Here is a 17,686-nt window from a genome sequence, read left to right as displayed (position 1 = left end):
CACGCGCCGCCTCGGCGGCCTGCCCGTCCCACCCACCACCCGCAGAGGTAAAGATGACTCCTGAACTGACCATGCTCGCCTGCAGCCTCGTGCTGGCGCTGGTGCAAATCCTGCTGCCCGCGCTGTTCCGCACGCGCGAAACGGGCACGGCCTATAACGTGAGCGCGCGCGACGGCGACGGGCCGCCCGTGGGCAAGATCACGGGCCGTTTGCAGCGGGCCCAGGCGAACCTGTTCGAAACCCTGCCCCTGTTCGCCGCCGCCGTGCTGATCGCCCACGTGACGGCGCAGGAAAGCGCGCTCACGCTCTATGGCGCGGCCCTGTACCTGGCCGCGCGCGTGCTGTATCTGCCCCTGTATGCGTTTGGCGTGCCCGTCGTGCGCACGCTCGTCTGGTGCGTGTCGATCGCCGGTCTGCTGATGCTGTTCTGGGCCATCCTGTTCGCTTCCTGAATTCCTACGCCAGCTGTGGCGCCCGTCCTATGGCGGTGCGCCAGGCCCGGCCGTAAAGTGGCGGCAAGCTGGCAACTGGCGCCGGCATGTGAGGGACCGGACCACGATGGCGACTACTATTTCTGCAGTGCAAGATCCGGGCCGCGCCCGCCAGCGCAAGATCCAGCGGCTGCTGCGCTCGGTATTCGGCATCGCGCGCCTGCGGGCGGGCCAGCAGGACGTCATCGACAGCGTGCTGGCCGGACGCGACACCCTGGCCATCATGCCCACCGGCAGCGGCAAGTCGCTGTGCTACCAGCTGCCCGCCGCCCTGTTGCCGGGCGCGACTTTGGTCGTGTCGCCGCTGATTTCACTGATGAAAGACCAGCTGGAAAAGCTGCACGCACTGGGCATTACGGCCGTGCAGCTCAACAGCAGCCTGTCGCGCGCGGACGAGGATGCCGCCATCGCCCGCATCGCCCAGGGCGGCCGGCTCATCATCTTTTGCACGCCGGAACGCCTCGCCAATGCCGCCTTCCTGTCCCTGCTGGCCGGCGCGCCGCCCAGCCTGGCCGTCATCGATGAAGCCCATTGCATTTCCCAGTGGGGCCACGACTTCCGTCCCGCCTACCTGGACATCGCTGCCGCCCTGCGCGCGCTGGGTCGCCCGCCCGTGCTGGCGCTGACGGCCACGGCCACCGGGGAAGTGGTGGCCGATATCGACGCGCAACTGGAAGCGCGCAAGCTGAACGTCATCAATACGGGCATCTACCGCGCCAATTTGCGCTACCGCGTGATCCAGGTCACCAATGCCGGCGAGAAACAGGATGCAGTCCTGCGCCTGCTGCGCGAGACGCCGGGCACGGGCATCGTGTATGCGGCCACGGTAAAAGCCGTCGAGGAGCTGGCGGCGCGGCTGGAGGAACTGGGCGAGAGCGTCACCCGCTACCACGGCAAGCTGGCGGCGCGCGAGCGCAAGCACAACCAGGACTTGTTCATGGGCGGAGAGCGCCGCATCATGGTGGCCACCAACGCGTTTGGCATGGGCATCGACAAGCCGGACACGCGTTTCGTCATCCATTTGCAGGTGCCGGCCAACCTGGAAGCGTACTACCAGGAATCGGGCCGGGCGGGGCGCGACGGCTTGCCCGCCGACTGCACCTTGCTGTACTTCCAGGAAGACAAGCGGGTCCAGCAATTCTTTCTGGCCAAGCATTACCCGACGGCGGAAGAACTGGCCGCCATCATTGCGGCAGCGCAAGACTTGCCGGCCACGTTTTCTTTCGCTGCGCTGGCGTCCAGCCTGCCCGAGTTTTCCGACGGCCACCTGAAGGTATGCCTGAAACTGTTGAAAGACGGCAAGCTGCTGCGCCAGGACCGCAAGCTGGGCTACAGCCTGAGAACGCCCTCGGCCAGCTCGCCCGCGTATGCGCAACTGGCGCAGATCTATGTCGACAAGCAGGAGCGCGACAAGCAGGCGCTCGAACAAATGGTGGCCTATGCGCAAAGCGGCTTGTGCCGCTGGAAACTGCTGCTCGATTACTTTGGCGACGCCGGCGATTTCGAGCGCTGCTGCACTTGCGACAATTGCCAGTCGCCGCCCGCGCTGGCCATGCCCATTACCCTGGACGAGCTGCCGCCGGCGCCTGCCCAGGCACCATCGCCGCCAGCGCACCAGATCGCCGTCGGCAGCCGCGTGCGCGTGCCACGCTACCAGATCGGCACCGTGCTGTCGGTGGCGGGCGACCAGGTCACGATTGCCTTTCCAGAAAACACCACGCGCACCTTCATGGCCGAGTTTGTCGCACCGGCGTGAATCCAGTGTGCGCTGTCTGACAGATGATCTGGCGCAAGAGCGCTAGAATCAGCCCATTCCAAGGCGGTTTTTTCGTAGGGAGCTGGGCATGGCGGACATGGTAGTGGTGCGCAAGGAAGGCTTGTACTGTGTGCCGGGTCAGTTCTACATCGACCCGTGGCGTCCCGTCGAGCGCGCCATCATCACGCATGCGCACGCCGACCATGCGCGCGTCGGGCACCGGCACTACCTGTGCGCCGCGCCCGGCGAGCAAGTGCTGCGCGCGCGCCTGGGCGCCGTCTCCATCCAGGGCCTCGCGTATGGCGAGACCATCGAACACCACGGCGTGCAAGTGTCGCTGCATCCGGCCGGCCACGTGCTCGGTTCGGCCCAGGTGCGCATGGCGCACGGCGGGCAAGTATGGGTGGCGTCCGGCGACTACAAGCTGCAGCCCGACCCCACCTGCGCGCCATTCGACCCCGTGCGCTGCGATACCTTCATCACGGAATCAACCTTCGGCTTGCCCATCTACCGCTGGCAGGCGCCGCAGGAAATATACGACGACATCAACCAGTGGTGGCGCGGCAATGCGGCCGAGGGGCGCACCAGCGTGCTGTTCTGCTATGCCTTCGGCAAGGCGCAGCGCATCCTGGCGGGCCTGGACGCCAGCATCGGTTCCATTATCTGCCATGGCGCGGCGCAGGCATTGACGCAGGTCTACCGCGAGTGCGGCGTGGCCTTGCCCGCCACCGTTATGGTGGACCAGGTGACGGACAAGGCCGCCCTGAGGACGGCCATGGTGATCGCGCCCCCATCGGCTGCCGGTTCGCCGTGGATGAAGCGTTTCGGCGACTACAGCGATGCGTTCGCCAGCGGCTGGATGCTGCTGCGCGGCGCGCGCCGGCGGCGCGGCGTGGACCGGGGTTTCGTGCTGTCCGACCACGCCGACTGGCCCGGCCTGATGCAGGCGATCAAGGCCACGCAGGCTGGACGCATCATCGTCACCCACGGTTCGATCCCCGTGATGGTGCGCTGGCTGCGGCAGAACGGCTGGCAGGCGGGCGGTTTCGAGACGGAATATGGCGACGACGAGGCCGATGACGGTGCGCCCGGTGCATCCGCGGCGGCGGAGGACGTCAGCCATGCGTGAATTTGCCCGGCTGTACGGGGAGCTCGACGAGACGACCTCCACCAGCCGCAAGCTGGCGGCCCTGCAAGCCTATTTTCGCGGCGCCTCGCCCGAGAATGCGGCCTGGGCCGTGTATTTCCTGGCCGGCGGCAAGCCGCGCCAGGCCGTGCCCACCAGATTGCTGCGCGAATACGCGACGGAGCGGGCGGGCCTCGACGCCTGGCTGTTCGACGAGGCCTATCACGCCGTGGGCGACCTGGCGGAAACCATCGCCCTGATCCTGCCCGCGCCGGGCAAGCGCAGCGACATCGGCCTGGCCCAGTGGATCGAGCAGCGCATCGCGCCGTTGCGCGGCGCGGCGCCGGACGCCATCCGCGCCGCCCTGCTGGGGTACTGGGACGAGCTGGAAACGCGCGAACGCTTTCTGTTGATCAAGCTGATCGGCGGCGGCTTTCGCGTGGGCGTCTCGAAACTGCTGGTGACGCGGGCGCTGGCGTCCATCGCCGCCGTCGACAGCAAGCTGATCGCCCAGCGCCTGATGGGCTGGACCGATGGCAAGGTCAGCCCCACGGGCGCGGGATTCTTGAAGCTGATCGCCGCGCAGTCGGAGGGCGAACATGCGCTGCGCGGCGGCCAGCCGTATCCCTTCTTCCTCGCGCATCCCCTGCAGGCGGGGCCGGAAAGCCTGGGCGACGTCGGCGGCTGGCTGGTCGAATGGAAATACGACGGCATGCGCGCCCAGCTGCTGCGCCGCGATGGCGTGAACTGGCTGTGGTCGCGGGGCGAGGAATTGATCACGGAGCGCTTTCCCGAACTGGCGCAGCTGGCCTTGCCCGAGGGTACCGTGCTCGATGGCGAAATCCTCGTCTGGCAGCCGGGCGGCGTGCCGGCGCCATTTGCCGATTTGCAACAACGCATGGGCCGCAAGACGGTCTCGTCCAAACTATTGGCTCAGCTGCCCGCCGTGCTGATGGCTTACGACGTGCTGGAACTCGATGGCGTGGACGTGCGCCAGTTGCCCCAGCTGGAGCGACGCGCGCTGCTGGAAACCGTGGTGGCGCAGGTGGATGCGCCCGCGCTGCGGCTGTCGCCGCGTGTTGAAGCGGCAAGCTGGGACGCTCTGGCCGCCATCCGCGACGAATCGCGGGCGCGCGGCGTGGAAGGCTTGATGCTGAAAGCCGTGTCGGCCGCATATGGCGTGGGCCGCACGAAAGACGTGGGCACCTGGTGGAAGTGGAAGATTGATCCGTATGCCGTCGACGCCGTGCTGATCTACGCCCAGGCGGGCCACGGCCGGCGCGCCTCGCTGTACACGGACTACACGTTCGCCGTATGGGATGGAGAGCATGGGGACGAGCGCAAGCTGGTGCCGTTCGCCAAGGCGTATTCGGGCTTGACGGATGCGGAGATCGCGCAAGTCGACGCGGCCATCCGCAAGACGACGATAGAAAAATTCGGCCCCGTGCGCAGCGTCAAGCCCACGATGGTGTTCGAGATCGGTTTCGAAGGCATCGCCGCTTCCAGCCGCCACAAGGCGGGCATCGCCGTGCGCTTTCCCCGCATCCTGCGCCGGCGTGACGACAAGGCCATCGCCGACGCGGATACGCTGGCTACCCTGAAGGCCATGCTGGCCCAGACTACATGAGCAAGCGATGAGCAAAAGCGCGCTGGCGCAGCGCATCGGCGCCTGGTTCACGGAACGCGGCTGGACGATCTTTCCCTTCCAGCGCGCCGTCTGGCGGGCTGGCGCGCAGGGTCGCTCCGGCCTGCTGCATGCGAGTACGGGGTCCGGCAAGACGTATGCCGTCTGGTTCGGCGCCTTGCTGCGCGCCGAGCGCCTGGCGCGCAAGAGCCGCAAGCAGGGCTTGCGCGTGCTGTGGATTACGCCCATGCGGGCGCTGGCGGCCGACACCGTGCGCGCGCTGCAGGCGTCCGGCGAAACGCTGGCGCCCGGCTGGCGCATCGAGGCGCGCACGGGAGACACGAGCGCCGCCCAGCGGGCGCGGCAGGCGAAGTCCTGGCCCGAGGTGCTCGTCACGACGCCGGAAAGCCTGTCCCTGATGCTGAGCCAGGCGGACGCGCAGGAACGCTTCGCTCTGCTGGAAACGGTGATCGTCGACGAGTGGCACGAATTGATGGGCAGCAAGCGCGGCGTGCAGGTGCAGCTGGCGCTGGCCCGTTTGCGCCGCTGGCAGGAAAACCTGATGACGTGGGGCCTGTCGGCCACCCTGGGCAATCTGCGGCAGGCGCAGGATGTCTTGCTGGGAGAACAAAATGCTGGCGTGCTGATCGAAGGTAAAGTCAGGAAGCGCATCCTCGTCGACAGTTTGATCCCCGTCAACCCCACGCGCTTTCCCTGGGGCGGGCATTTGGGCATCCAGATGCTGCAAGCGCTGATCGCCGAAATCGAAGGCAGCGCCACCACCCTGGTGTTTACGAATACGCGGTCGCAGGCCGAGCTGTGGTATCAGCACCTGCTCGATGCGCGGCCCGACTGGGCCGGCCTGATCGCTTTGCACCACGGTTCGCTGGACCGTGAAGTGCGCGAGTGGGTCGAGCGGCACCTGAAGACGGGCGAGCTGAAAGCCGTCGTCTGCACGTCCAGCCTGGACCTGGGCGTCGATTTCCTGCCCGTCGAGCGGGTGCTGCAGGTGGGCAGCGCGAAGGGCATCGCGCGCCTGGTGCAGCGGGCGGGACGCAGCGGCCACGCGCCGGGGCGCATTTCGCGCGTCACCCTGGTGCCCACCAACAGCCTGGAATTGCTGGAAGCGGCCGCCGCCCGCGCCGCCCTGGCACAGGGCCACCTGGAAGCGCGCCCCGTGCCGGACAAGCCGCTCGACGTGCTGGTGCAGCACCTGGTGACGATCGCGCTGGGCGGCGGCTTCGATTCGCTGGCGCTGTACGCGGAAGTGCGCGCGGCCTGGTCGTACCGCCACCTGACATTGGATGAGTGGCAATGGGCGCTCGACTTCGTCGCGCGCGGCGGGCAAAGCCTCACCGTGTACCCGGAATACCGCAGAGTGCTGCCGGACGAGCAGGGCACGTACCGCGTGCCGGACGTGGCGCTGGCGCGGCGCCACCGCATGAGCATCGGCACCATCGTCTCGGAAGCGGCGATCCAGGTCAAGTTCCTCGGCGGGGGACGCATCGGCAGCATCGAGGAATCGTTTATCGCGCGCCTGAAGCAGGGCGATCATTTTCTGTTCGGCGGGCGCATCCTCGAATTCGTGCGCGTGCACGAGATGACGGCCTACGTGCGGCGCGCCACGGGCAGCCGCGGCGCCGTGCCGCGCTGGCAGGGCGGCAAGATGCCGCTGTCGTCGGAACTGGCGCACGCCGTGCTGGACCAGCTGCAGCTGGCGCAGGAGGGTAGGGCCAGCGGGCCGGAAATGCGCGCGCTGGCGCCGCTGCTGGCCATCCAGCAGACATGGTCCAGCCTGCCCACGCGCACCGGCTTGCTGGTGGAAACCTTGTCCAGCCGCGAAGGCCGGCACCTGTTCGTGTATCCATTCGCGGGCCGCTCCGTGCACCTGGGCCTGGCGTCCCTGCTGGCCTACCGCATCGCCCGCGTGCAGCCGGCCACCTTGTCGATCGCCGTCAACGACTACGGTTTTGAATTGCTGGGGGCAAGCGAGCTCGATTATGCGCCCCTGTTCGATGCGGCCACGGGCGCGGGGGTGGCCCTGTTCGGCACGGACAATTTGCTGGAAGACGTGCTGGCCAGCCTGAACGCGACGGAACTGTCGCAGCGGCGCTTCCGCGAAATCGCCCGCATCGCGGGCCTCGTCTTCCAGGGCTATCCGGGCCAGCCGAAAAGCGCGCGCCAGCTGCAGGCGTCGTCTTCGCTGTTTTTCGAGGTGTTCCGCAAGCACGATGCGGCCAATTTGCTGCTCACGCAGGCGCAGCGCGAAGTGCTGGAGCAGGAACTGGAATTGACGCGCCTGCGCGCCACCCTGCGAGAGTTGCATGAACGCAATATTTCCCTGCAGCCGTTGGAGCGCGCCTCGCCGTTTGCCTTCGGCCTGATGGTCGAGCGCTTCCGCGAACAGCTGACGACGGAAAAGCTGTCGGACCGGGTGGCGCGGCTGGTCAGCGCGCTGGAAAAGGCGGCCGCATGAACGGCCCGCAGCAAGCGCACTGCGTGGTGGAGCTGGCCGGCGAGCAGGTCTGGCTGCTGGCGCACAAGGCGATGTATTGGCCGGCGCGCAGGATGCTGATCATTGCCGATATCCATTTCGGCAAGGCGGCCGCGTTTCGCGCGCTGGGGGTGCCCGTGCCGCGCGGCACCACCACGCAAAACCTGCTGGCGCTCGACGCCTTGCTGGCCAGCTACGCCTGCGAGGAAATCGTCTTCCTCGGCGATTTTCTGCACGCGCGCGCCGCCCATGCGGCCGCCACGGTGGCGGCCATGCTGGCCTGGCGCGCGCGCCATCCCGACGTGCGCCTGACGGTGGTGCGGGGCAACCACGACGCGCATGCGGGCGATCCGGCCGCCGCGCTGGGCATCCGCATGGTCGATGAACCGCACAGCGTGGGCAAGTTGTCGCTCTGCCACCACCCGGACACCGTGGCGCCCGGCTATGTGCTGGCCGGCCACGTGCATCCCGTGTTTCACTTGCGCACAGAGCGTGGAGGCCTGCGCCTGCCGTGTTTCCTGCTGGGCCGCGAGCGTGCCATTTTGCCATCGTTTGGCGCCTTTACGGGCGGCCATGCGATGCGGCCAGGCGCCGGCGAGCGCGTCTACGTGACGGCGGACGCGGCGATTTTCCCGCTGCCCGCTAACTGCTGAGTGTCTGGTACTTTTGGTGGAAAACTGAAAGTAACTGCGCCACCACGGGCGGGACTCATCCTACATGCGCTCTTGCCATCCTCCTATTTCTAGCGCCCCATGCGCGCACTAAGATGACGGTTCCCTTGCCATGCGAGGGGGAAGAATTGCATGGTTTGCACTGTTTTCTGATTCCATCGATCAAGGAGATCATCATGGCCACATCGAGCGACAATAAACAGCAAGGTAGTCAAGGTAGTAAAACCAGTAGCAGCAGTGGCGGCAGCGGCGGCAGCAAGCAAAGCGATACCAGCAAACGGGGCTTCGCTTCCATGGACCCGGCCCAGCAGCGCGAAATCGCCAGCGAAGGGGGGCGCGCCGCGCATGAAAAAGGCACGGCCCATGAATTTACGTCGGAAGAGGCACGCCGTGCGGGCAGTCAAAGCCACAAGAACGATGCCAACCGGCAAAGCGCCGCCAGTTCCAGCGGCTCGCGCGACAATGCCAGCGTGAACCAGGAAGGCAACCGCGACAGTGGTAACAAGCAAAGCGGCGGTGCAGGTTCAGGGTCGGGTTCGGGCTCGTCCGGTTCGCGCAACAAGTAAGCGCCAGCAAGGCCGGTCTGGCCGGCGGGAATCCCCGTATTTCCGCCGGCCAGTTGCCGCGCTTGTCGGCGGCAAAATTTTGATGCATTGCAGCAGCCATGGACTATGATGAAATAGCTGCGCTGGCAATGATCTCGCAGTCAATTCGCATCGATGATCAGGGAGAACATGATGGGCAATTCGAATACGCCGCAACCGGGCAATCGCCAGGGCGGCACGCCGTCCACGGCGGGCAACAAGCAAAGCACGGCCGACTCGGCCGAAAACTTCGTGCTGGTCGATAGCGAGCAAGGCCTCGATATCGGCGACGATCTGTTCTCCATCGGCGAAGTGCGGCGCGCCGACCGCTTGCCCCATCACCAGTCCGCTTCCACCGGGCAAAGCCGGCAGAGCGCCGACGATGCCCCCGACACGACGGGCAGTACGGGCGTCTGAGTTTTTATTCTTGATTATCTGATAATCCCCGCAGGGCCAGCCGCCAGACGTGTTCGCGCACGTCGGCGGCTTGTTGGCGCGTCTACCTGGCTCGGCCTTGCTACAGGTCGATGCGGCCGTGTTCGCCCATGTCTTTCGGCGGCTCTCCCGTGATGGCGGCCTTGGCCATTTCATAGAATTGCATCATCTTGCTGGCGCTGCTATCCCAATACTCGGCCGACTGGATCGTCACCTTGATCAGCGACAGCTTCGGATCGTCGAGCCCGCCCGGGAACCAGGCTTTTACCAGCGGATTCCACAATTCCTCCGCCTTGGCGCGGTCCTTCAGCAATTGCGCATGGCCGCAGACGGACACGTACAGGCTGTCGCCCGTGTCGACGAAGCTGACGTTGACTTGCGGATTGTTCGGCAAGTCGCGCGTATAGGCTGCCTCGTCCGAGACAAAGAACCAGATGTGCCCGTCGCTGTCGACCTGCTGCTGCGTCAACGGCCGGCTGGTGAGGGTGCGCATGTCGTCGCTGGTGGTCAGCATGCCGAATTTGACGTCCTTGATCCTGGCCGCGATGCTGGCCAGCTGTTCGCTGGAATACGCTTGCATGGGTGCTCCCTTGTTGGTTGTCCTGAACAACAGCATAGGCGGATGCTGCATGCGGCTCTGTACGGCAGCTTACGTAGCAGCGGTGCTTTGTTTCAAAGCTGTTACAAAACGCTGGCCCGGCGGCGTGCCCCATGTATTGACTTAATAAATGATAATCATTATCATTTGTTTGAAAATATCGGCATGCACTTTGATTGAAGGATGGGAATGAAGCACACTGACTTGTCGCGCCACCTGGCCCGATCCTTGCCGGGAGCCCTCGATGGGTAATGCGGGCGCCGCCGACAAGGCCAGGAATAACGCCAGCCGCGCCGTCTGGTTGAAGAACTTGCATCAATGGCACTGGATCAGCTCGGCGCTTTGCCTGCTGGGCATGTTTTTGTTTGCCATTACCGGCATCACCCTGAACCACGCTGGCCAGATCGAAGCCAAGCCGTCGGTCACGCGCCAGCAGGCGACCTTGCCGGCCCCGTTGGTCACGCAACTGGCCGCGTATGCCGCGCAGCACGATGGCGCCAACGCGCCCATGCCGGCCGCTGCTGAAACATGGTTGAAAAAGCAATGGTCGCTTAATGCGGGCGGCCGTCCCGCGGAATGGAGCGTCGACGAGGTCTACCTGCCGTTGCCCAGGGCGGGCGGCGACGCCTGGGTGCGCATCGGCCTGGAAGACGGGGCCGCCGAATACGAATTGACGGACAGGGGCTGGGTATCCTGGCTCAATGACGTCCACAAGGGCCGCAACACGGGCGTGGCCTGGAGCTGGTTCATCGACATCTTTGCCGGCGCCTGCATCGTGTTTTGCCTGACGGGACTATTGATTTTGAAGTTCCACGCGGCCAACCGGCCATTTACCTGGCCGATGGTTGGCCTCGGTATCTTGATACCCTGCGCGATCGCCTTGCTGTTTATCCACTGATCGTTTTTATTTTTCCTTTTTACAGGCACACCATGAAATTACGCTACTCCCTGGCGCTTGGCCTTCCCCTGATCGGTACGTCGGCGATGGCGGCCGACCTGGCCCTCAAGATTGAAATCCCGCAACTGAACGTGGCGGAATACCATCGTCCCTACGTGGCGGCATGGCTGGAAACGGCCGATCAAAAGGTCGTCGGCAACCTGACGGTGCTGTATGACGTGAAAAAGAAGGACAAGGCGGGCGAGAAATGGCTGAAGGACATGCGTCAATGGTGGCGCAAGAGCGGCCGCGACCTGGCCATGCCTGTGGACGGCGTCAGCGGCGCCACGCGCGCGCCCGGCGAACATACCTTGACTTTCCCCGGTGCCAAGGCCTTGCTCGACAAGCTGCCGGCCGGCGAATACCAGGTGGTGGTCGAAGCGGCGCGCGAAGCGGGCGGACGCGAACTGGTGCGCGTGCCGTTCCAGTGGCCGCTGAAATCGGCCCAGTCCGTGCCGGCCAAGGGCAAGGAAGAACTCGGCAATGTCGTCGTCCAACTCAAACCTTAAGGCGCCTCTACCATGTTGAAGCAACTGAATAAACCGCTGATCGCCCTGGCCCTGGCCGGCCTGGCCATGAACGCCCACGCCCACCGCGGCTGGATGGTGCCGTCGAGCACGATGGTGGAAAGCAAGGACGCCTGGGTGACGGTGGACGCGGCCGTCTCCGACGGCCTGTTCGAGATCGACCACCAGCCGCTGCGCCTGGATGCGCTGCAAGTCATCGGTCCCGATGGCGCGAAAGTGGCGCCGGCAAACACGGTGACGGGCCGCTTGCGCAGCGTCTTCGATGTGAAGATGGAAAAGCCGGGCACGTACAAGGCTGCCATCGTGTCGCAGAACGTCATGGCCAGCTACAAGCAAAATGGCGAGCAGAAGCGTTTCCGTGGTAACGAGGAAACTTTCAAGAAGGATATGCCGGCCGATGCGCAAGACGTGAAAATCACGCGCACGGCAAGTCGCCTGGAAACCTTCTTCAGCAATGGCGAAACCAGCACGGAAGTATTCAAGCCGACGGGCGTGGGCCTGGAATTCGTGCCGGTGACGCACCCGAACGACTTGCGCGCGGGCGAAAAAGCCACGTGGCGTTTCCTGGTCGATGGCAAGCCGGCAGCGAATCAGGCCTTCAGCCTGGTGCCAGGCGGCGTGCGCTACCGTGGCGTGCTCGGTGAAATCCGCCAGAGCACCGATGCCAAGGGCGAAATCACGTTCACCGTGCCGGCCGCCGGCATGTATTACCTGAGCAGCACCTGGCCTGCGGCAGCCCCTGCCGTGGCCGGCCAGCCGCCAGCCATGCCCGAGCGCCGCATGACCTACGCGGCCACCGTGGAAGTGCTGCCGCAGTAAGCGGCGGCATCGTCACGAGAGCGCCGATGCGCCGGGTCCTGCTGCCGCAGCATATTTCCGATCAGGTCGCGCCGCCCGGCGCCGCGATCCGGGACTTGCGCGGCTTGACCATGGGCACCAGCTGGTCGGTGCGCCTGGTCGAATCCGCCATGCCGGGACGCGCCGGCAGCGCCGACCTGCAGCAGGGCTTGCAGCAGCAGCTGGACCTTGTTGTAGCGCAAATGAGCCACTGGAGCGACGAGTCCGACCTGGGCCGCTTCAACCGTGCCGAGCCCGGCAGCTGGCACAGCCTGCCCGCCGCGTTTTGCGAGGTGCTGGGCTTTGCCATGCACGTCTCGCAGGCGTCGGGCGGCGCGTACGACCCGTGCGCGGGCGCCCTCGTCAACCTGTGGGGCTTCGGCCCCCGCCAGCGCTACGATGAACCTGGTTTCCTGCCGCCGACCAACGAAACGGTGGCCCTGCTGCTGGCGCAGCGCCAGCGCCGCCGCCTGGAGCCGGACTTGCCGGCCCGCCGCGTCCGCCAGCCGGGCGCCTTGCAGCTCGATCTGTCCGCCATCGCCAAGGGCTATGGCGTGGACCGCCTGGCCCGCTACCTGGACAGCCAGGGCATCCATCATTACCTGGTCGAAGTGGGCGGCGAGCTGCGCGGCGCCGGCAGCAAGCCCGACGGCCAGCCGTGGTGGGTGATGCTGGAACAGGTCGGTGGCGCCGCCGATCGTGCCGAGAATGCGCAGCATCCGGCGGAAATGCTGCTGGCGCTGCATGGCTTGTCCGTGGCGACGTCGGGCGACTACCGGCGTTTCTTCCAGGATGGCACGGCGCGTTTCTCGCACACCATCGATCCGCGCAGCGGCATGCCGATCGCCAATCAACTCGCTTCCGTCACCGTCGTGCATGAACAATGCATGGCGGCCGACGCCTGGTCGACGGCCTTGACCGTGCTCGGTGTCGAGGCCGGCATGGCGCTGGCAGAAGAGCAGGGCCTGGCCGCGCGCTTCCTGCAGCGCGACGGCGCTGGCTTTCACGAAACGCTGAGCAGCCAGATGCTGGCCATGCTTGACGAATGAACGATTAATTCCATGATTTTTACGCACGATACGACACGGCTGGCCTTGCTGGCCGCCCTGTCCCTCAGCTACGCGGGCGTGTGCCTGGCGCCCTGGCTGCGCGCGCGCGCCAAACGTCGCGCGTCGGACGCCGCGAAGGCGGCGCTGGCGAACAGTCCCGCCTGGCTGGTGGCGTATGCGAGCCAGACGGGCAATGCGGAAGAGCTGGCCACGCAAACGGCGCAGAGCCTGCAACTGGCCGGCATCCCCGTGCGCCTGTGCGCGCTGGCCGAACTCACGGCCCTTGATCTGCAACAAGCGGAACGGGCCCTGTTTTTGGTCAGCACCTATGGCGAAGGCGACGCGCCCGACAATGCGGCCGCCTTCATGGGCCGCCTGATGACGGGCGAGCTGGCGCTGCCGCAATTGCACTATGCCGTGCTGGCCCTGGGCGACCGCAGCTATGGCCAGTTCTGCGGCTTCGGCCGCGCGCTCGACGCCTGGCTGGCGGCACAGGGCGCCTCGCGCCTGTTCGAGCGTATCGAAGTCGACCGCAGCGCCAGCGCTACCATCGAGCAATGGTTCCAGCACCTGAGCCACCTGGCCGGCACCAGCGATGCGCCCGACTGGAGCGCGCCCGCCTTTGGCGACTGGAAATTGATGCAACGGCGCTTGCTCAACCCGGGCAGCGCGGGCGGCGCCATCTATCACGTGGAACTGGCGCCCGTGGCGGGCGCTTTGCCGGACTGGCAATCGGGCGACCTGGTGCAGGTGGCGGCGCCGCTTGACCCTGCGCAACCGCGCGAATACTCGATCGCCTCGGTCCCGCGCGATGGCGGCGTGCACTTGCTGGTGCGCCAGCATGCGCATCCCGACGGCAGCCTGGGCCTGGCCTCGGGCTGGCTGACGGCGCAGGCGGCTGTCGGCGACGTGGTACAGCTGCGCTTGCGCCAGCACAAACGCTTCCGGCTGGAAGACAATGCCCAGCGGCCATTGATTTTGATCGGCAACGGCAGCGGCATCGCCGGCTTGCGCGGCCACCTGAAAAGCCGCGTGCTGGCAGGGCAGCGGCGCAACTGGCTGATCTTCGGCGAGCGCAATGCCGCCCACGACTTCCATTACCGCGAAGAAATTGAAGGCTGGCACGCCAGTGGCGACCTGCCGCGCCTTGACCTGGCGTTTTCGCGCGACCAGGCCGAGCGCACCTACGTGCAGGACCGCCTGCGCGGCAATGCCGATGAAGTCAAATTGTGGCTGGAGCAGGGCGCCGCCATCTACATCTGCGGCAGCCTGGCGGGCATGGCGGGCGGCGTCGACCAGGCGCTGCAGGAAATGCTGGGCCGGCCCGCGCTCGATGCGCTGGCGGCCGAAGGGCGCTACCGGCGCGATGTGTATTGACCGGCTGCACATAAAAAAAGGACTGGCCGGGCCAGTCCTTTTTTATTGGGCAAGCCCGCTTACGGCTCGATGGCGTCCAGCGCGGCCGGCTCCATTTCCCCGCTCACTTCCTGCAAGCCGCGCGCCAGGCTGGAGATGCTGGGGTTGTCGATGAAGACGCAGCGCTTGCCCGTGCGCTTGCAATAATCCTTCACGCGCCAGTAGGCGCTGTGGCTGATGCAGCCCGTCTGGCAAATCACCAGGTCGGCCGCCGCCAGGCTCGAATCGAGCAGGTTGGCATTGTCTTCCAGGCCGCCGTCGTGGTGGGCGAACTGCGCGCCCACGCGCTCGATCAGGGCGCGGTAGGTGGCGACATTGCCGCTGCGCCCGCCCACGCACAAGACGCTTTGATCGACGAGGCGGATCGGCATTTTCAGCTTGCCGCCCGTCGGCACTTCCAGCTTGGCAGCCGGTGGCGGCACGGCGGCGGCCGGGCGCGGCTGGGCTTGTTTCAAGTCCGCAATTTGCTGGCGCAATTCCTTTTCGCGCTCATCCATCTGCGCCAGGCGTTCGACCAGGCGCGTGCGCGATTCCAGCGCGGGGACGGCGGCCTGCAATTGCGCCAGCTCAAGGCGCAAGCCGTCGATCAGGCTATCCTTGCCGATTGATTCGGCACGCGTGCGCAGCAGCAAGGCTTCCTGGCGTTCCAGTTCGCCCGTCTTTTCCATTAGCATGGCCTGGCTGCGCTGTTGCAGCTTGGCCAGTTCGTGCGCCAGGCGCGCATTTTCTTCCTGCAAGGCCGTAAATTTGCCCATGTCGGCGCGCACGCAGGCGCCGGCCTGGTGCTGGATCATGTGCAGGTCGCGGCACATCTGCTCTTCCAGTTCGGCGTCGCAGCGCGGGTGCGTCAGGCCGGCCCAGAAGGCGCCCGACACGTCGCCGTTGGCGACGGCCGTGCGCCACAGTTCGGCCACTTGTTCCGTGCTCTTGGCGCCGCGAAAGCGCAGGATCACGGGGGCGTAGCGGCGTTCGAGTTCCTTTTGCAGCGCTTCGGACAGGCGGTTGCGCGCGCCGCATTCCGTCACGGCGCCCACGTGCACTTCGTAGTCGTCGGCCAGCACGCGCCCGCCCGTCATCTTGCCCACCAGCTTGCGCAGGTAGCCCAATGGCAAGCCCACGCCCACCAGCGGGCAATGGCAGGTGTGCGACAGTTCCCACAGCCGGCGGCGGCGCGAAGCGAGCGCGGCCGTTTCCGTGCCGGCGTGGGCGCAATTGCTGATGACGGGCAGGGACTGGTCTTTGTCACACATGGCGATATCCTGTTGGGCGGTGGGAGTGTTGATGAGAAATTATTGCGGCAGGGGCGAGGCAGGGGGCCTGGCGCGCAGCAGGCGTGCCAGCCGCTCGAGCAGGGTGGCCTTCGGTGGCGCGGGGCGGTGCAGCGCCACCAGGGCGGCCCATTGCTGCGACAATTGCTGGCAGGTTGCCTGCAGCACGGGGCCCAGGCCGGGCGAGCTGGACAGCACTTGCAGATGGCGTTCGATGACACCGGCCAGTTTCTCGCAGGGACTGCCCGCATGGTAGTGCGACATCAGGTGCAGCACGGCCGACAACAGCAATTCAGGCTGCTGGCCTTGCGGGGAAGGAAACATCGGGGAAGGTCGGTCGTGCGCCATCAAACACTCCTGTACGGTGGTTTGGCTGGCTGCGCGCAAGGAGCGCGACTGGCTGGCGAGTGTGGTGACTGGCTGCCGTGCTGCTTCAGGCAGTCAGGATCAGCTTGTTCAATTGGGTGACGCGCAGGCGATAGATCTTGCCGCTGTGCTCAATCTCCACTTCGCGGCCCTGCTGCAGCAGCGCTTCGCTGGTGATGCGGCGTGCCGGCTGGGCCATGCTGACGGGCGGACGGACGTGGGCGGTAGCGGCATCCTGGATCAAGGCTGGTTTTGAGCTTTGCATGTTGGGCTTTCTTTATCTCAGTTGAGAATGATTCGTATTTGCATTATTGTTGAATGTGGCCCGAAAAGCAAGGCTTATTTGTGCCGGATACAGGCTTTTTTTTGACTGCAGGGGAGGGGCGTGCCGTGTGCGGGGCGCGCGGTGGCGCCAGCGGGCTGAAGAAGGGGCGGACAGTAAAAAAGACCCGGCAAGGCGGTGCGCCTTGGCCGGGTCAAGCCTGTGCCAAGCTGGAAGGAATCGGTTGGCGTGAATCGGGTGGCGCTAAATCGTGGCCAGCAGTTGCGCCGAGGCGTCGGCGGCCGCTGCCGTATCGGCTTTCAGCTTGGCGGCGGCCAGCTGCTTGGCGCGCGAGCGCGAGGGCGGCAGGCGGCGCAGGGTTTTCAGGGCCTCCGGGTCCTTGATGCCGATGGTGCGCTGATCGACCGAGATCAGGCCGATTTCATTGAAGGCGGACAAGGTGCGGCTCACCGTTTCCAGGGTCAGCCCCAGGTAGCTGCCGATTTCGTGGCGTGTCATGCGCAGGTTGAACAGCTTGCTCGAGTAGCCCATCTGCGCGAAGCGGTCGGCCAGCGAGACGAGGAAGCGCGCCACGCGGGCTTCGGCGCTGAGGGCGCCCAGCATGCCGATCATGGCTTGCTCGCGCACCAGTTCGCGGCTCATCACGCCATACATGACGTTTTCCAGTTCCAGGTGGACTCTGCCCAGGGCCGTGAGTTTCTTGAACGGCAGCAGGATCAGGTCGCAGTCGGACAGGGCCACCGCTTCCGAGGAATAATGGCGCGAGTGGATGCCGTCGACGCCCAGCATGTCGCCTTTCATGGGGAAGCTGAGGACCTGCTCATTGCCGAATTCGTCGATGAGCACGGTTTTCAGGAAGCCCGAATTGACGATGTACAGGGTGTCGAACGGTTGCCCGATGGTGTGCACGCGCTGGCCCGTCTTGAATTGCACGTGCTGGAACAGCAGTTCGTCGGCGGCGATGGTACAAGCGCTGGAGATATGCAGCAGGTCGCACACCTCCTTCAGGTTCGACCATAGCCGGCCCTGGCGCTGGCGCCCCGCTTCCATCGGAGTGGCAGGGGGCAGCGATGGAGCGGCAGCGCGGGTTTCAGGCGTTTGCGTGGACAGCATGTTCATCTCCTGGTGACAGGTAGTTCAGAGTTGAATGACGGGGTGCACAGGGCGGCGGGCGGGCAAGGGCCGGCGGCGCGCGTCCAGGCAGGTAATGCTCAATTCGCTGAA

At 65.8% G+C, this 17,686-nt stretch carries 18 protein-coding genes; 13 read left to right on the top strand and 5 right to left on the bottom strand.

What is annotated here, in order from left to right; genetic code table 11:
* The first annotated feature begins 53 nt into the window (after positions 1-53).
* The 8 genes from IGS61_RS19160 to IGS61_RS19125 all read left to right on the top strand — a co-directional run bounded on the left by IGS61_RS19160 (position 54) and on the right by IGS61_RS19125 (position 9,163).
* Positions 54-452, top strand: coding sequence for an MAPEG family protein (locus tag IGS61_RS19160; protein ID WP_230541127.1), 399 nt, complete (start codon positions 54-56; stop codon positions 450-452).
* 106 nt (positions 453-558) lie between these two features.
* Complete coding sequence (locus IGS61_RS19155; RefSeq protein ID WP_230541126.1) at positions 559-2,247, top strand: RecQ family ATP-dependent DNA helicase; 1,689 nt, start codon at positions 559-561, stop codon at positions 2,245-2,247.
* Positions 2,248-2,335: 88 nt separating this feature from the next.
* Complete coding sequence (locus IGS61_RS19150) at positions 2,336-3,376, top strand: ligase-associated DNA damage response exonuclease (RefSeq protein WP_230541125.1); 1,041 nt, start codon at positions 2,336-2,338, stop codon at positions 3,374-3,376.
* Positions 3,369-5,000 carry an ATP-dependent DNA ligase gene (locus IGS61_RS19145; protein ID WP_230541124.1) on the top strand — a complete coding sequence of 544 codons (1,632 nt, stop codon included), beginning with the start codon at positions 3,369-3,371 and terminating at the stop codon, positions 4,998-5,000. The genes IGS61_RS19150 and IGS61_RS19145 overlap by 8 nt, the downstream gene beginning before the upstream one ends.
* 7 nt (positions 5,001-5,007) lie before the next feature.
* Positions 5,008-7,473 (top strand): ligase-associated DNA damage response DEXH box helicase, encoded by a 2,466-nt coding sequence (locus IGS61_RS19140; RefSeq protein ID WP_230541123.1) that lies wholly within the window; start codon positions 5,008-5,010, stop codon positions 7,471-7,473.
* Complete coding sequence (pdeM, locus tag IGS61_RS19135) at positions 7,470-8,144, top strand: ligase-associated DNA damage response endonuclease PdeM (RefSeq protein ID WP_230541122.1); 675 nt, start codon at positions 7,470-7,472, stop codon at positions 8,142-8,144. Before IGS61_RS19140 ends, pdeM begins: the two co-directional genes overlap by 4 nt.
* A gap of 194 nt (positions 8,145-8,338) precedes the next feature.
* The gene (locus IGS61_RS19130) at positions 8,339-8,728 is read left to right on the top strand and encodes a KGG domain-containing protein (RefSeq protein WP_230541121.1); all 390 of its coding nucleotides are present in this window, start codon (positions 8,339-8,341) and stop codon (positions 8,726-8,728) included.
* Positions 8,729-8,896: 168 nt separating this feature from the next.
* Positions 8,897-9,163: a hypothetical protein gene (locus IGS61_RS19125; RefSeq protein ID WP_230541120.1), complete on the top strand. Its 267-nt coding sequence runs from the start codon at positions 8,897-8,899 to the stop codon at positions 9,161-9,163.
* Between the two features lie 100 nt (positions 9,164-9,263).
* On the opposite strand, the gene IGS61_RS19120 is transcribed toward IGS61_RS19125, so the two are convergent.
* Entirely contained in the window at positions 9,264-9,761 is a 498-nt protein-coding gene (locus IGS61_RS19120; RefSeq protein WP_230541119.1) for a pyridoxamine 5'-phosphate oxidase family protein, read from the bottom strand.
* 262 nt (positions 9,762-10,023) lie between these two features.
* Between IGS61_RS19120 and IGS61_RS19115 the strand changes: the two genes are divergently transcribed.
* The 5 genes from IGS61_RS19115 to IGS61_RS19095 are packed head-to-tail and all read left to right on the top strand — an operon-like array spanning position 10,024 to position 14,506.
* The gene (locus IGS61_RS19115; protein WP_230541118.1) at positions 10,024-10,677 is read left to right on the top strand and encodes a PepSY-associated TM helix domain-containing protein; all 654 of its coding nucleotides are present in this window, start codon (positions 10,024-10,026) and stop codon (positions 10,675-10,677) included.
* A gap of 32 nt (positions 10,678-10,709) precedes the next feature.
* A complete protein-coding gene (locus IGS61_RS19110; RefSeq protein ID WP_034783417.1) occupies positions 10,710-11,225 on the top strand; it encodes a DUF2271 domain-containing protein in 516 nt (171 codons plus the stop codon).
* A gap of 12 nt (positions 11,226-11,237) precedes the next feature.
* Entirely contained in the window at positions 11,238-12,062 is an 825-nt protein-coding gene (locus IGS61_RS19105) for a DUF4198 domain-containing protein (protein WP_230541117.1), read from the top strand.
* 26 nt (positions 12,063-12,088) lie between these two features.
* Positions 12,089-13,129, top strand: a complete 1,041-nt coding sequence (locus IGS61_RS19100) for an FAD:protein FMN transferase (protein ID WP_230541116.1) — start codon at positions 12,089-12,091, stop codon at positions 13,127-13,129.
* A gap of 12 nt (positions 13,130-13,141) precedes the next feature.
* Complete coding sequence (locus IGS61_RS19095; RefSeq protein WP_230541115.1) at positions 13,142-14,506, top strand: sulfite reductase subunit alpha; 1,365 nt, start codon at positions 13,142-13,144, stop codon at positions 14,504-14,506.
* Between the two features lie 59 nt (positions 14,507-14,565).
* Here the strand turns inward: IGS61_RS19095 and IGS61_RS19090 are convergent, their stop codons facing one another.
* From IGS61_RS19090 to IGS61_RS19075, 4 genes are all read right to left on the bottom strand, one after another.
* Entirely contained in the window at positions 14,566-15,795 is a 1,230-nt protein-coding gene (locus IGS61_RS19090; protein WP_230541114.1) for a DUF2325 domain-containing protein, read from the bottom strand.
* Between the two features lie 39 nt (positions 15,796-15,834).
* Positions 15,835-16,161: a hypothetical protein gene (locus IGS61_RS19085; protein WP_230541113.1), complete on the bottom strand. Its 327-nt coding sequence runs from the start codon at positions 16,159-16,161 to the stop codon at positions 15,835-15,837.
* 85 nt (positions 16,162-16,246) lie between these two features.
* Positions 16,247-16,444: a hemin uptake protein HemP gene (hemP, locus tag IGS61_RS19080; protein ID WP_034750559.1), complete on the bottom strand. Its 198-nt coding sequence runs from the start codon at positions 16,442-16,444 to the stop codon at positions 16,247-16,249.
* Positions 16,445-16,705: 261 nt separating this feature from the next.
* Complete coding sequence (locus IGS61_RS19075; RefSeq protein WP_230541239.1) at positions 16,706-17,512, bottom strand: Crp/Fnr family transcriptional regulator; 807 nt, start codon at positions 17,510-17,512, stop codon at positions 16,706-16,708.
* Positions 17,513-17,686 lie beyond the last annotated feature (174 nt).

Source organism: Janthinobacterium sp. FW305-129 (genome assembly GCF_020858115.1).
Classification (GTDB): Bacteria; Pseudomonadota; Gammaproteobacteria; order Burkholderiales; family Burkholderiaceae_D; genus Janthinobacterium.
This window is presented reverse-complemented; position numbering and strand designations above follow the sequence as displayed.

Coding starts and splice junctions, on each gene's coding strand:
- IGS61_RS19160 (WP_230541127.1), top strand. CDS start 54: ATGACTCCTGAACTGACCATGCTCGCCTGCAGCCTCGTGCTGGCGCTG.
- IGS61_RS19155 (WP_230541126.1), top strand. CDS start 559: ATGGCGACTACTATTTCTGCAGTGCAAGATCCGGGCCGCGCCCGCCAG.
- IGS61_RS19150 (WP_230541125.1), top strand. CDS start 2,336: ATGGCGGACATGGTAGTGGTGCGCAAGGAAGGCTTGTACTGTGTGCCG.
- IGS61_RS19145 (WP_230541124.1), top strand. CDS start 3,369: ATGCGTGAATTTGCCCGGCTGTACGGGGAGCTCGACGAGACGACCTCC.
- IGS61_RS19140 (WP_230541123.1), top strand. CDS start 5,008: ATGAGCAAAAGCGCGCTGGCGCAGCGCATCGGCGCCTGGTTCACGGAA.
- pdeM (WP_230541122.1), top strand. CDS start 7,470: ATGAACGGCCCGCAGCAAGCGCACTGCGTGGTGGAGCTGGCCGGCGAG.
- IGS61_RS19130 (WP_230541121.1), top strand. CDS start 8,339: ATGGCCACATCGAGCGACAATAAACAGCAAGGTAGTCAAGGTAGTAAA.
- IGS61_RS19125 (WP_230541120.1), top strand. CDS start 8,897: ATGATGGGCAATTCGAATACGCCGCAACCGGGCAATCGCCAGGGCGGC.
- IGS61_RS19120 (WP_230541119.1), bottom strand. CDS start 9,761: ATGCAAGCGTATTCCAGCGAACAGCTGGCCAGCATCGCGGCCAGGATC.
- IGS61_RS19115 (WP_230541118.1), top strand. CDS start 10,024: ATGGGTAATGCGGGCGCCGCCGACAAGGCCAGGAATAACGCCAGCCGC.
- IGS61_RS19110 (WP_034783417.1), top strand. CDS start 10,710: ATGAAATTACGCTACTCCCTGGCGCTTGGCCTTCCCCTGATCGGTACG.
- IGS61_RS19105 (WP_230541117.1), top strand. CDS start 11,238: ATGTTGAAGCAACTGAATAAACCGCTGATCGCCCTGGCCCTGGCCGGC.
- IGS61_RS19100 (WP_230541116.1), top strand. CDS start 12,089: ATGCGCCGGGTCCTGCTGCCGCAGCATATTTCCGATCAGGTCGCGCCG.
- IGS61_RS19095 (WP_230541115.1), top strand. CDS start 13,142: ATGATTTTTACGCACGATACGACACGGCTGGCCTTGCTGGCCGCCCTG.
- IGS61_RS19090 (WP_230541114.1), bottom strand. CDS start 15,795: ATGTGTGACAAAGACCAGTCCCTGCCCGTCATCAGCAATTGCGCCCAC.
- IGS61_RS19085 (WP_230541113.1), bottom strand. CDS start 16,161: ATGGCGCACGACCGACCTTCCCCGATGTTTCCTTCCCCGCAAGGCCAG.
- hemP (WP_034750559.1), bottom strand. CDS start 16,444: ATGCAAAGCTCAAAACCAGCCTTGATCCAGGATGCCGCTACCGCCCAC.
- IGS61_RS19075 (WP_230541239.1), bottom strand. CDS start 17,512: ATGGAAGCGGGGCGCCAGCGCCAGGGCCGGCTATGGTCGAACCTGAAG.